This is a genomic window from Lysobacter gummosus (genome assembly GCF_001442805.1).
GTDB classification, from domain to species: domain Bacteria; phylum Pseudomonadota; class Gammaproteobacteria; order Xanthomonadales; family Xanthomonadaceae; genus Lysobacter; species Lysobacter gummosus.
The window spans coordinates 2,984,231-2,997,493 of record NZ_CP011131.1 but is presented as its reverse complement, the minus strand read 5'-3'; the positions used below and the strand labels follow the sequence as shown (position 1 = coordinate 2,997,493).

12 protein-coding genes are annotated in these 13,263 nt (G+C 66.3%); 2 read left to right on the top strand and 10 right to left on the bottom strand.

Going from position 1 to position 13,263, the window contains the following annotated elements:
- Positions 1 to 144: 144 nt before the first annotated feature.
- The 10 genes from LG3211_RS12080 to LG3211_RS12035 form a co-directional block, all read right to left on the bottom strand.
- Positions 145 to 831 carry a DUF2461 domain-containing protein gene (locus LG3211_RS12080; RefSeq protein ID WP_057943066.1) on the bottom strand — a complete coding sequence of 229 codons (687 nt, stop codon included), beginning with the start codon at positions 829 to 831 and terminating at the stop codon, positions 145 to 147.
- 191 nt (positions 832 to 1,022) lie between these two features.
- A complete protein-coding gene (gene sbcB / locus LG3211_RS12075; RefSeq protein WP_057943065.1) occupies positions 1,023 to 2,474 on the bottom strand; it encodes an exodeoxyribonuclease I in 1,452 nt (483 codons plus the stop codon).
- Between the two features lie 2 nt (positions 2,475 to 2,476).
- Positions 2,477 to 3,838 (bottom strand): FAD-dependent oxidoreductase, encoded by a 1,362-nt coding sequence (locus LG3211_RS12070; protein ID WP_237049875.1) that lies wholly within the window; start codon positions 3,836 to 3,838, stop codon positions 2,477 to 2,479.
- 91 nt (positions 3,839 to 3,929) lie between these two features.
- Positions 3,930 to 4,229 (bottom strand): GIY-YIG nuclease family protein, encoded by a 300-nt coding sequence (locus LG3211_RS12065; RefSeq protein WP_057943064.1) that lies wholly within the window; start codon positions 4,227 to 4,229, stop codon positions 3,930 to 3,932.
- Between the two features lie 114 nt (positions 4,230 to 4,343).
- Complete coding sequence (gene kynU / locus LG3211_RS12060; protein WP_057945439.1) at positions 4,344 to 5,630, bottom strand: kynureninase; 1,287 nt, start codon at positions 5,628 to 5,630, stop codon at positions 4,344 to 4,346.
- A 43-nt stretch (positions 5,631 to 5,673) separates the two neighbouring features.
- Positions 5,674 to 6,684, bottom strand: a complete 1,011-nt coding sequence (locus LG3211_RS12055; RefSeq protein WP_057943063.1) for an amidohydrolase family protein — start codon at positions 6,682 to 6,684, stop codon at positions 5,674 to 5,676.
- Between the two features lie 7 nt (positions 6,685 to 6,691).
- Positions 6,692 to 7,237, bottom strand: a complete 546-nt coding sequence (locus LG3211_RS12050) for a 3-hydroxyanthranilate 3,4-dioxygenase (RefSeq protein WP_057943062.1) — start codon at positions 7,235 to 7,237, stop codon at positions 6,692 to 6,694.
- 5 nt (positions 7,238 to 7,242) lie between these two features.
- Entirely contained in the window at positions 7,243 to 7,680 is a 438-nt protein-coding gene (locus tag LG3211_RS12045; protein ID WP_057943061.1) for a RidA family protein, read from the bottom strand.
- Complete coding sequence (gene can / locus LG3211_RS12040; protein WP_083512494.1) at positions 7,677 to 8,405, bottom strand: carbonate dehydratase; 729 nt, start codon at positions 8,403 to 8,405, stop codon at positions 7,677 to 7,679. The genes LG3211_RS12045 and can overlap by 4 nt, the downstream gene beginning before the upstream one ends.
- 7 nt (positions 8,406 to 8,412) lie before the next feature.
- The gene (locus tag LG3211_RS12035; protein WP_057943060.1) at positions 8,413 to 9,840 is read right to left on the bottom strand and encodes an aldehyde dehydrogenase; all 1,428 of its coding nucleotides are present in this window, start codon (positions 9,838 to 9,840) and stop codon (positions 8,413 to 8,415) included.
- 439 nt (positions 9,841 to 10,279) lie between these two features.
- On the opposite strand from LG3211_RS12035, the gene LG3211_RS12030 reads away from it, so the two are divergent.
- Entirely contained in the window at positions 10,280 to 11,908 is a 1,629-nt protein-coding gene (locus tag LG3211_RS12030) for a TldD/PmbA family protein (protein ID WP_057943059.1), read from the top strand.
- 20 nt (positions 11,909 to 11,928) lie between these two features.
- A complete protein-coding gene (locus LG3211_RS12025; RefSeq protein WP_057943058.1) occupies positions 11,929 to 13,263 on the top strand; it encodes a TldD/PmbA family protein in 1,335 nt (444 codons plus the stop codon).

The following is a 13,263-nucleotide window of genomic DNA, read 5'->3' as shown; positions in this document are numbered from 1 at the left end:
GAGCCGCGGACTGATTCAGGCCAAGCGCCCTGAACCGGCGTTTTCACTGCGCAAAGATGCGCTCGGTTTACGCTCCGCGGGATATCCGGTCATATTCGCTCCCGGCCGGAGCTAGTATGGTTACCGCGGCATAGCCCGCTGCGCTCAGAACTCCAGATCCAGGGCCGCGCACAGGTAATCGGTGAACGGCGCCAACCCGGTCAGATCCTTCTCCAGGGTCTTGAGCAGACGCGGACCGGTCATGGTTTCGTCGTCGAGCGCGCGCAGGGCGACGAAGTTCTTGCGGCGCAGATCCTCCGCGAACTCGAACTCGGGCGGAAACCCGCGCGGCGAGCGCGTCAGCATTTCGCTATCGTCCAGGTCGAAGCGGCGGCGGAACTTGGGATCGTGCGCGGCCGCCTTCCAGCTGCCGGGGTTGTCGAACACGAAGTGGCGGATCTTGCGCAGCGAGTCGGGCTGCGGATGCCACACGCCCGAGGCGATGAAGCATTCGCCGCCTTGCAGGTGGATGTAGAACGACGGCGCCTCGACCTGGCGGCTGCGCTCATGGAACAGGCGCGCGCCCTGCCAGTTCTTGTACGGGGTCTTGTCGTTGGCGAAGCGGGTGTCGCGATGGATGCGGAACAGCGAGCCGCCGACGGTCTTGGGCTCGCTGCGGTAATGCGGGCTGACCTGCGCCAGCACCGGCTGCAGGTCGCCGAGCAGGCTCAGGAACGGGCCGCGCACGTGCTGCTCGTAGGCGTCCTTGTGCGCGTGGAACCATTCGCGATTGTTGTTGCGCGCCAGCGAACGCAGGAACTTGAAGCTGGCTTCGGAGAAGTAGCGGCTCATTCAAATGTCTCGAAAGCTGGAGGCGAAGCGGCGGAGATCGGTTCGTGCGCGGCGGCGGCGGATTCTGTGGGAGGGGCTTGAGCCCCTCCCACAAACGTCGCCTGCCTCACATATAGCGGCGACCGCACAGATTCCAAGCGGGCCGGCCATGAACGCAGGGCAATGCGGTTACGCGCCCGGCCGGATCGCAATCAAGCTGAAGCATTCAGATCCCGATCGATCTCGCCGGCCCAGGCTTCCAGGCGATCGAGCAGCGCCTGCCTGGCGCCGTCCTCGCCGGCCGCGGCGCGGGCCTGCAGCAGCTCGGCGTGGAAGCGATCGAAGCTGTATTCCGACATCCCGGACTCGGTGTACAGGCGCTGCCGGCGATAGTCGTTCCAGCGCTGATGCTCGGCCGGGCTCAGCGTTTGCGGCCAGTTGCGCGCGCGATAGCGGAACAGCAGCTCGGGCAGGCGCGCGTCGCGGAATTCGAACGCGGCCGCGCCCAGCGCTTCTGGCCGGGTGGTGCGCACGTTGCGGAACAGGCGCTTGTCGCCGTCGCCGATGAAGGCGTCGTAGAGCGAGGCGTCGACGTCCGACGGGGCGCGCGCCTGATCGTTGGCGTAGACCCGGCGCACCTTCTCGACCAGTTCCGGGCCGGCTTCGCGAATCTGCGCGGCGCGGCGTTCGGCCACGGCCGGATCGATCTGCAAGCGCTCGAAATCGGCCGGGCGCAGATGATTCCAAGCGATCAGCGCCGGGCAGCGGTTCAGATGCACTTCCTTCAGCGCGACGCGTTCCTCGCCCTCGGGCAGATCGGCGAACGGCGTATACAGGCGGTCGGCGATTTCATCGGGCGCCAAGGTCAGCAGCGCCTGCGGGTCCTGGGCCAGATCGAACACCAGCACGCGATTGTCGATGCGCGGATGCCGCGACAGCGGGATCACCGGCGCCGCGCACAGGCGCGCGGCCGGATAGCGCTGCGAGACGTGCAGCGCCGGCGTCATCGCGATCACGTCCAGCAGGCCGGCGGCGAAGCGCTTGTCGCGCAGGCGCAGCGCGTACTCCCACAGCTTGGGCTGCGCCTGCTTGAACTTGCGGGCGATGCCGATCAACGCGCGCACGTCCGACAGCGCTTCGTGCGCGTCGCCGATGCGGACCTCGTTGGCGGTGGCCAGATGCTCGAGCTTGAACGAGGTCGCGCCGTCCTCGCGCTTGGGCCAGATCAGCCCGTCGGGGCGCAGCGCATGCGCCAGCCGCAGCACGTCGAGCAGGTCCCAGCGCGAATTGCCGCCGCGCCACTCGCGCTCATAAGGATCGTAGAAATTGCGGAACAAACCGTGGCGCACGAACTCGTCGTCGAAGCGCAGCGAGTTGTAACCGGCGCTGCAGGTCTCCGGCCGCGCCATTTCGTCGAAGATCAGCGCGAAGATTTCCGCCTCGCTGACGCCGTCGCGCAGGGCGTCCTGCGGGGCGATGCCGGTGATCAGCGTGGCCGCGGGCGAGGGCAGAAGATCGTCGGCGGGTTTGACGAACACGCTGATCGGCGCTTCGACTTCGTTGAGATCGGCATCGGTGCGCATCGCCGCGAACTGGGCGATGCGAGTCGTGCGCGGATCGGCGCCGAAGGTTTCCAGGTCGTAGAACAGAAAGCTCGCGGGCATGGTCAGGCGTCCGCCGGCAACGGGGTCAGGCGTTCGCGCACGGCCGCATCGACTGCGCTCCAGTCCAGCGAGTCCAGGCTGTCGTGGCCGCGGGTGAGCTCGACCAAGAGCTCGCGCTGGCGCTGGCCGCGTTCGAAGGCGACCTCGTACGGCATGCGGTGGAAGGTCACCATCGCGTAGCGCGGCATGAAGCGATCCGGATGGCGCTCGGCCAGTTCGCGTTCCAGTGCGCGTTGCAGCAGGTAGTCGTCGTTGTCGACGCGGTCGCGCATTTCCAGATAGTTCTCCAGCGCCATCGCCTGGATCGCGCGGGCGCTGCGCAGGCGCTGTTGCTGGAAATCGGCGAAGGCCTGGGCGCGGTCGTTGCCGGCCAGCAGGCGCTCGGCCAGGGCGACGCAGTCTTCGAAGGCGCAGTTCATGCCCTGGCCGTGGAACGGCACCATCGCGTGCGCGGCGTCGCCCAGCAACACGGCGCGGTCGTCCAGATGCCAGCGGTCCAGATACAAGGTCGCCAGCAAGCCGGTCGGGTTGTGCTCGAAATCGCGTTCCAGCTGCGGAATCAGCGGCAGGGCGTCGGCGAAGTCGCGTTCGAACAACGTCCGCGCCTGGGCGCCGGTGCGGATGCTGTCGAAACTCGGCTCGCCCTCGTTGGGCAGGAACAAGGTGACGGTGAAGGTGCGTTCGTCGTTGGGCAGGGCGATGCACATGTAGCGGCCGCGCGGCCAGATGTGCAGGGCGTTGGCCTCGATGCTGAAGCCGCCGTCGGGCGCCGGCGGGATTTCCAGTTCCTTGTAGGAATGGCCGAGGAATTCCGTGCGCTCGCCCAGATCGGTGGCCTGATTCATCGCCGCGCGCAGCGCCGAACCGGCTCCGTCGGCGCCGACCAGACTGTCGAAGACGATCTCGTGCGTGCTGTCGTCGCGATCGTCGTTGAAGCGGGCGATGCGCGCGTCGAAATCGACCGCGCTCAGGCCGCGGTGGAAATGCAGCTTGGCACCGGCATCCTCGGCGATCTGCAGCAGGATCACGTTGAGCTCGCCGCGATGCACCGACCAGATGACCTCGCTGTCGTCGCGGCCGTAGCGTTGCAGGTCGGTGCGCCCGTCGAGGAAATGCACCATGCGCCCGCGCATCATCACCGCCTGGGCCATGACCGCCTCATCCGCGCCGGCCAGCCGCAGCGCGTGACGGCCGCGTTCGGCCAGCGCCAGATTGATCGAGCGGCCGCCGGCGTAACCCTTCAGGCGCGGATCGCCACGCTTCTCATACACGTCCACCTGCCAGCCCTGGCGGGCGAGCAGGGTGGCGAGCAGGGCGCCGGCGAGGCCTGCGCCGATCAGGGTGATGTGGTTGGGGGTATTCAAGTGGTAGGCCCTGCCATCGACTGCGTGTTGATTGGTTGTCGGGTGAAACCCTCCAGACCGTCATTCCCGCGCAGGCGGGAATCCAGAGACTTCAGAACGTACTGGCGATGTCCGGCCACAGATCCCTCCACGTCGGGTTGGTGTCCTCGATCTGTCGAATCTTCCATTCGCGGTTCCATTTCTTCAGCCGTTTCTCGCGAAGGATGGCGCTTTCCATCGTGTCGTGCATTTCGTACCAGACCAGTCGATCGACGTTGTAGCGAGTGGCGAAACCATCCGCGGCATGCTCGCGATGTTGCCATATCCGCCGGACCAGGTCGGAGGTGACGCCGATGTACAAGGTGCCGCGCTTGGCGCTGGCGAGTATGTAAACGGCGGGCGATCTGGCCACATCGACCTCACTGTGGATTCCCGCCTTCGCGGGAATGACGGCAGGTGAGGACGCCGAGGCGGGTGGATTCGCTCGGCAGGTGAATCATGGTGTACGCCGAGCCGTGCGATCGGTTCAACCGCGCCTCCAGTGCTCCACCACCTCAGTAAACCGCAGCACATCCACATGCGTGTTGTACAACGGCGCAGGCGAGATGCGGATCACATCCGGTTCGCGCCAATCGCCCAGCACGCCGTGCTCGGCCAGATAGTCGAACAAGGCCCGTCCCGCCGGCCGGCCGGTCAGGCCGCGGCCGCCGATCACGCGCAGCGACAACTGACAGCCGCGCTGTTCCGGCGCGGACGGAGTCAGGATGTCGAGGGTGTCGCTCAGGCGGTCGCGGATCAGGGATTCCAGGTAACCGGTCAGGCGCCGCGATTTCTCGCACAAGGCGCGCATGCCGACCCGGTCGAACAGATCCAGCGACGCGCGCAGCGGCGCCAGCCCAAGGATCGGCGGATTGCTCAGCTGCCAACCGTCCGCGCCCGGGGTCGGCACGAACTGCGGGCCCATGCAGAAGCGGGTCGAGGTCTCATGCCCCCACCAGCCGGCAAAACGCGGGCGATCGCTGTGAGCGTGGCGCTCGTGCACGAAGCAGCCGGCGACCGCGCCGGGGCCGGAATTCAGATATTTGTAGTGACACCACACGGCGAAATCGACGCCGCTGTCGTGCAACGCCAATTCGAGATTACCGACGCCATGGGCCAGATCGAAACCGCACACCGCGCCCTGCGCATGCGCCAGCTGCACGATCCGGTCCAGATCGAAGGCCTGCCCGGTGCGGTACTGCACGCCCGGCCACAGCACCAGTGCCAGACGCGGGCCGTGCTGCGCGATCGCGCGCTCGATGCTCTCCATCGAAATCAGCCCGCCGGGTTCGTCCGGCTGGAGTTCGATCAGGTCGGTGTCCGGATCGAAGCCGTGAAAGGCGATCTGCGAGGCGACGGCGTAGCGATCCGACGGAAACGAGCCGGCTTCGATCAGGATCGCCGGCCGCTCGCGTGTGGGCCGGTAAAAGCTGACCATCATCAGATGCAGATTGGCGGTCAGCGAATTCATCGCGACCACTTCGTGCGGCAACGCGCCGACCACGCGCGCCAGCGGTTCGCGTACCAGTTCGTGGTACGGCATCCACTGCGCCTGGCCGGTGAAGTGTCCTTCGACCGCTTCCATCGCCCATTTGTCCATGACCTCTTCGACATGCGCTCGCGCGCCGCGCGGCTGCAGGCCGAGCGAATTACCGACGAAGTAGGTCTGTTCCCGGTCGCGATGCTTCGGGATCAGGAATTCGCCGCGCAAGCTCGGCAGCGGGTCGGCGGCGTCGAGCGCGGCGGCGTGGGCGGGCGAATGCAGGTCGGTCATCGAAGTCCAGGACAAAAGTGGGGCGGGCAGTGCGGGGCAAGACTCATGCGAAGCGCGACTTCGACAGCCCCAGCCATTCCAGCGCGGTGCCGTGATACAGCCGCGCCTGCTCGGTTTCGCCCAGGTTCAACGAGGCGATGCCGGCGCCCGGAGTCTGTTCGCCGAGCGGGAAGGGATAGTCGGTGCCGAGCATCACCCGCGATACGCCGCAGGTATCGAGCAGATATTGCAGGGCGCGCGGATCGGCGACCCAGGAATCGAAGTAGAACTGCGACAGGTAATCGCGCGGATTGCGCGGGTTGTCGGTCGCGACCAGATCCGGGCGCATGTTGAAGCCGTGTTCGATGCGGCCGATGGTGTAGGGGAAGCTGCCGCCGCCGTGGGCCAGGCAGATCTTCAGCTTCGGCAGGCGTTCCAGCACGCCGCCGAACACCAGACAACAAGCCGCGCGCGATTGCTCGGCCGGCATGCCGACCAGCCAGGGCAGCCAGTACTTGGGCATGCTGGGCGTTCCCATCATGTCCCAGGGATGGACCAGGATCGCCGCGCCCAGATCGGCGGCGGCTTCGAAGAATTCGAACAGTTCCGGGGCGTCGAGATTCCAGTCGTTGACGTGGCTGCCGATCTGGCAGCCCTGCAGGCCCAGTTGGTCCATGCAGCGCTCCAGCTCCTGCACCGCCAGCCGCGGCGATTGCAGCGGCACCGTGCCGATGCCGGCGTAATGGCGCGGATTGTCGCGACAGGCCTGGGCCATGTGATCGTTGAGCGCCTGATGCAGTTCCAGCGCCTGATTGGCCTTGGCCCAGTAGCTGAACATCACCGGCACCGTGCTGATCACCTGCACCTGCACGCCGAAGCGCGTGTAGTCGTCGATGCGCTCCTGCGGGTCCCAGGTCTTGGACCAGATTTCGCGAAAAAACTTGCCGTCCTTGTAAATGCGATGGCGGCCGTCGTCGGTGTGATGGATCACCGGAAAGCGGTCGTCGCCGAACTTGCGCGCCAGATCGGGCCAGTCGCGCGGCAGGTAATGGGCATGGGTGTCGATCTTGAGCATCGCGGCCTCAGGTGTCCGGCATCACATAGCGCGCGGGCGCCGGGTTGAGGTGACCGCAGTTCTTGCAGGTGCGGTGCTCGCGCGAGGAATAGAAACGCTCGAACACCGGCGGGAAGTCGGTTTCGATGTTGTGCAGGTGGAAATATTCCTCGTAGATCTTGTGATTGCACTGCTCGCAGTACCACAGCAGGCCGTCGTCTTCGTGCGGCAGGCGCTTGCGCTCGATCACCAGCCCGATCGAATCGGGCATGCGCTGCGGCGAATGCGGCACGCGCGCGGGCAGCAGGAAGGTCTCGCCGGCGCGGATCGGGATGTCCCGCACCGCGCTGCTGCCGTCGGAAAGCGTGTCCTGGATGCGCAGGACCATCTCGCCCTCGAGCTGGTAGAACCATTCCGGGCCTTCGTCCCAGTGGTAGTCGGTGCGCTGATTGGGGCCGCCGACCACCATGACGATGAAGTCGCCCACGTAGATCACCTTGTTGCCGACCGGCGGCTTGAGCAGATGGCGATGCTCTTCGATCCAGGCGGCGAGGTTGATCGGTCCGGGAAGCATGGGTCTTACTCCGTGGCGGCGCCGCGCAGGTGCGCGATGCATTTGAGTTCGATCGCGATCGGCGTGGGCAACGCGGTGATGCCCAGGGTAGTGCGGCACGGGGCGCGGTCGATATCCGGGAAATACTCCGCCCACACCGCGTTATAGGCGGTGAAATCGCGCTCCATGTCGGTCAGATACACGGTCACATCGACCAGATCGTCCCAATTCGCGCCGCTGGCCTGCAGCACCGCGCGCACGTTGGCGAACACCGAGCGGCATTGCAGATCGATGTCGTACGCGATCAGCCGGCCCTGCGCATCGTGGACGTTGCCGGGAATGGCGTTGCTGGCCGCATCGCGCGGGCCGATCCCGGACAGGAACAGCAGATCGCCGACCCAGCGCGCATGCGGGTACAAGCCGACCGGCCTGGGCGCGTCGCCGGTGCGCACCGACCGGCTCATCGCGGCGAGCCGCCGTGGGTGGAGTGGACCTTGGCGACGGCGCGGTCGTAGGCCGGTTGCAGGGCCTCGAAGGAATCCACGTTCATGCCGGTGTCGTGCACGCGGCCGTTGCGCAGACTGTAGACCCAGCCGTGCACGCTCAAGGGCTGGCCGCGCGACCAGGCGTCGCGCACCACCGTGGTCAGGCAGACGTTCTGTACCTGCTCGATCGCGTTGAGCTCGCACAGGCGGTCGTGACGCTCGCTCTCGTGCACGTGGGCGATGCAGCCCACGTGTTTGTCGGCGACATCGCTGACATGGCGCAGCCAGTTGTCGGCCAGACCCACGCGCAGCCCGTGCAGGGCCGCGTGCACGCCGCCGCAGCCGTAGTGGCCGACGACCAGGATGTGTTTGACCTTGAGCACATCGACCGCGTACTGGATCACCGACAGGCAGTTCAGGTCGGTATGCACCACCACGTTGGCGATGTTGCGGTGGACGAAGACCTCGCCCGGCGCCATGTCGATGATCTGGTTGGCCGGAACGCGCGAGTCCGAGCAGCCGATCCACAGATACTCCGGCGCCTGCTGATGCGAGAGGCGGTCGAAGAACTGCGGGTCTTCGGCGTTGATGCGTTCGGACCACTCGCGATTGCGTTCGAGCAGATCGTCCAGCGTGGTCGAAGCGCCGGCGTTGGCCTCGCCAGCTACGCCGGAACTGTTGGAATTTGAATCTTTGGAACTCATGCAGCGGTCATCCCAGGTGAAGACCGACGTTCTTCGCGTCGGTGAAAAAACGCATGGCCTCGATGCCGCCTTCGCGGCCGAGGCCGGACGCGCCGGTGCCGCCGAACGGCGTGCGCAGGTCGCGTTGCAGCCAGGTGTTGATCCAGACCATGCCCACGTTCAGGCGCGCGGCGACGCGGTGGGCGCGGTTGAGATCGCGTGTCCACAGCGAAGCGCTCAGGCCGTAGTCGCTGGCATTGGCCAGGGCCAAGGCGTGTTCGTCGTCGTCGAAGGCCTGCAGTGTCGCGACCGGCCCGAAGATTTCCTCGCGATTGCTCGCGCAGTCCGGGCCCAGGCCTTCGATCAGCGTGGGCGCGACATACCAGCCGGGCCGATCCAGCGCCGAGCCGCCGCACAGCACGCGGCCGCCTTCGTCGCGGGCGCGGGCCAGCGCTGCCATCACTTTGTCGAAATGCGCCTGCGAGACCAGCGGGCCGAGGGCGGTGGTTTCATCGCTGGGCTCGCCGACCTTCAGTGCGAGCGCGCGTTCGACCAGCGCGTCGCGGACTTCGGCGTAGATGCCGCGCTCGATCAGGATGCGCGAACCGCATAGGCAGATCTGCCCGGAGTTCTGGAACGCCGAGCGCACCAGCACATCCAGGTTCGCGCGCCAGTCGCTGTCGGCGAAGATCAGGGTCGGGTTCTTGCCGCCCAGCTCCAACGAGACTTTGCGCAGCAGCGGCGCGGCGATGCCGGCGATGCGCCGGCCGACCGCGGTGCTGCCGGTGAACGACACCGCGCGCACGTCGCGGTGGCCGACCAGCGGTTCGCCGACCTGCGGCCCCAGGCCGTGCACGATGTTCAGCACGCCGCGCGGAAAACCGATCTGCGCGCACAACTCGCCGAGCATGGCCGCCGTGGCCGGGGTGACCTCCGAGGGCTTGGCCACCACGGTGTTGCCGGCCGCGAGCGCCGGCGCGATCTTCCAGGTGAACAGGTACAGCGGCAGGTTCCACGGCGAGATCGTCGCGACCACGCCCAGCGGCGCGCGCAAGGTGTAGTTGAGCCCGGCCTGGCCGTGATGGGATTCGCTCGCGAACTGGGTCGCGGCCTGGGCGAAGAAGCGCAGGTTGGCGACGGCGCGCGGAATCTCGGCCTCGCGCGCGAGCCGGATCGGCTTGCCGCCGTCGCGCGATTCGGCCTGGGCGAACTCGTTCAGGCGGGCCTCAAGGGCCGCGGCCAGGGCTTCCAGCCAGTGCGCGCGTTCGCTGTGGGGCAGGCCCGACCAGGCCGGGAACGCGGCCTTGGCGGAGGCGATGGCGGCTTCGACATCCTCCGCGTCGCCGGCGGCGACCTGCGCATACGGCTGCGCATTGGCCGGATCGAAGACGTCGAGCCAACGGCCGCCGGCCGCATCGCGCGGCTCGCCGTCGATCCAGTGCCGGAATCTATGCATGCGCCAAGCTTAACGCGTGGGCGTGATGGCGCCCATAGCGCGGCCGGGCGGCTGCGGGGAGGGCGCTCGCACAACCACGGGACACACGCCATGGCGCAGCGATCGTCTGGGCCGGGCGGTCGTGAGTCACCACGTGGCGAAGGCATCGCCGCGATGCATCCTTCGCTTCATCGTGCGCTCACCGCGACATCACGGCTTTGCCGATCGAGCTGTCACGATTTCGTCGTAGGTCGAAAGTAATGCCTCATGCGCCCGATGCGCGAAACCGCCTGGACCAAGCGCAAAAAACGCTCGATCGAGACGATCGGCAAATACGTCGATCGCGCCTGACGGCACTTGACGCGCAAGTACGACGCTGCGCACATTCCGGCGGGGACACTTTCATCCATGCCTGGCGATCGCCACGCGCGCTCGTGGGCCACAACGGCGGAACCATCACGTGGATAGACGCAACTTTCTGGGCATGTCCGGACTCGGCATCGCCGGGCTCATGATTCCCTTCGGTAATCTCATCGCCGCCGAGGATTTGCTGGCGCCGCTGGACGTGGGCAAGAAAAAGGTCTGGGCCGACGCCGCGCTCAACGCCGCCAAGGCCGCCGGAGCCAGTTATTGCGACGTGCGCATCGGCCGCTATCTGCGCCAGTTCGTGATCACGCGCGAGGAAAAGGTCCAGAACGTGGTCAATACCGAATCGACCGGCATTGGCATCCGCGTGCTGGTCGACGGCGCCTGGGGCTTCGCCGCGACCAATCAGCTCAACAACGATGCGGTGGCCAAGGCCGCGCAGCAGGCCGCGGCGATCGCCCGCGCCAATTCCAAGAGCCAGACCGCCAAGGTCGAACTGGCCAAGGCGCCCGGCGCCGGCGAGGTCAGCTGGAAAGCGCCGATCCGCAAGAACGCGATGGCGGTGCCGCTCAAGGACAAGGCCGACCTGTTGCTGAGCGTCAACGCCGCGGCGATCAACGCCGGCGCCGACTTCGTCAATTCGATCCTGTTCCTGGTCAACGAGCAGAAATACTTCGCTTCCACCGATGGTTCGTACATCGATCAGGACGTGCACCGCATCTGGGCGCCGCTGACGGTCACCGCCATCGACAAGGCCAGCGGCAAGTTCCGCACCCGCGACGGGTTGTCCGCACCGATGGGCATGGGCTACGAATACCTGGACGGCGCGGCTGCTGGCAAGATCGTCTCGCCCAACGGCGTGACCACCTATCACAAGTCCTACGACATGCTCGGCGACGCGGTCGCCGCGGCCAAGCAGGCGCGCGAGAAGCTCACCGCGCCTTCGGTCAAGCCGGGCAAGTACGACCTGGTGCTCGATCCTTCGCACACCTGGCTCACCATCCACGAATCCATCGGCCATCCGCTGGAACTCGACCGCGTGCTCGGCTATGAAGCCAATTACGCCGGCACCAGTTTCGCCACGCTCGACAAGCTCAAGGCCGGCTTCAAGTACGGCAGCGACCAGGTCACCGTGTTCGCCGACAAGACCCAGGAAGGCAGCCTGGGCGCGGTCGGCTACGACGACGAGGGCGTCAAGACCAAGCGCTGGAACCTGATCAAGGACGGCGTGCTGGTGGACTACCAGGCCATCCGCGATCAGGCCCATATCCTGGGCAAGACCGAGTCCGATGGCTGCTGCTATGCCGACTCGTGGTCGTCGGTGCAGTTCCAGCGCATGGCCAACGTGTCGCTGGCGCCGGGCAAGAATCCGCTCAGCGTCGCCGACATGGTCAAGAACGTGGAGAACGGCATCTACATCGTCGGCGCGGGTTCGTTCTCGATCGATCAGCAGCGCTACAACGCCCAGTTCGGCGGCCAGCTGTTCTTTGAAATCAAGAACGGCAAGATCACCGGCATGCTCGAAGACGTGGCCTATCAGATCCGCACGCCGGAGTTCTGGAATTCCTGCGTCGCGGTCTGCGATCAGAGCGACTACCGCTTCGGCGGCTCGTTCTTCGACGGCAAGGGCCAGCCCGGGCAAGTCTCGGCGGTCTCGCACGGTTCCAGCACGGCGCGGTTCAACGGCGTCAACGTCATCAACACCGCCCGCAAGCTCGGCTGACCGGCGCAGGAGAATCCAACATGAGCATTTTCACCGAAGCCCAGTCCAAAGCCATCCTCGACAAGGTCATCGCCCTGTCCAAGGCCGATGAGTGCACCGCCAGCCTGACCGGTTCGATCGAAGGCAACGTACGGTTCGCGCTCAACAATATTTCCACCAGCGGCATCGTCAGCGACGTCAATCTGGCCGTGCAGGTCGCCTTCGGCAAGCGCGTGGGCACTGCCACCATCAACGAGTTCGACGACGCCGCGCTCGAACGCGTGGTCCGCCGCGCCGAGGATCTGGCGCGCCTGGCCCCGGAAAATCCCGAGTTCATCCCGGCGATCGACAAGCAGACCTACAAGCCCAGCCCGACCTTCAGCGCCGCCACCGCCGCGATCACGCCCGATTACCGCGCCAAGGTCGCCGCCGACGCGATCGCGCCGTGCCGCGAAAACAAGCTCACCGCCGCCGGCTTCCTGGAAGACAGCCAGAGCTTCGTCGCCATCGCCAACAGCAAGGGCAATTTCGGTTACCAGACCTCGACCGGTTTCAACTACACCTGCACCGTGCGCACCGACGACGGCCGCGGTTCGGGCTGGGTCGGGCGCAACCTGCAGGACTCGACCGACTTCAAGGGCGAGTCCGACGTGCGCGTGGCCATGCGCAAGGCCACCGAGTCGGCCGAGGCCAAGGCGCTGGAGCCGGGCAAGTACACGGTGATCCTGGAGCCGCACGCGGCCGCCGGCCTGATCTCGTTCATGATGGCGTTCTTCGACGCGCGCCAGGCCGACGAAGGCCGCAGCTTCCTGTCCAAGAAGGGCGGCGGCAACAAGCTAGGCGAGCTGGTCTACGACTCGCGCGTGAACATCAGCGCCGACCCCTGGGATTCGCGCGCGCCGGTGCTGCCCTGGGACCAGGACGGCCTGCCGCGCGAGAAAATGGCGATTATCGAAAACGGCAAGGTCGCCTCGCTGAATTATTCGCGCTACTGGGCGCAGAAGCAGGGCAAGAAAGCGGTCGGCGCGCCCGGCAATCTGCTGATGGCCGGCGGCGACAAGTCCACCGCCGAGCTGATCAAGGGCACGCAGAAGGGCATCCTGGTCACCCGCACCTGGTACATCCGCATGGTCGATCCGCAGACCGTGCTGCTGACCGGGCTGACCCGCGACGGCACCTTCTACATCGAGAACGGCGTGATCAAGCATCCGGTGAAGAATTTCCGCTTCAACGAATCGCCGGTGATCATGCTCAACAACATCGAAGAGCTCGGCCGTCCGGTGCGCGTGGCCGGCGACGAGTCCAGCTTCGTGATGATGATCCCGCCGATGAAGCTGCGCGATTTCACCTTCACCTCGCTGTCGGACGCGGTCTGA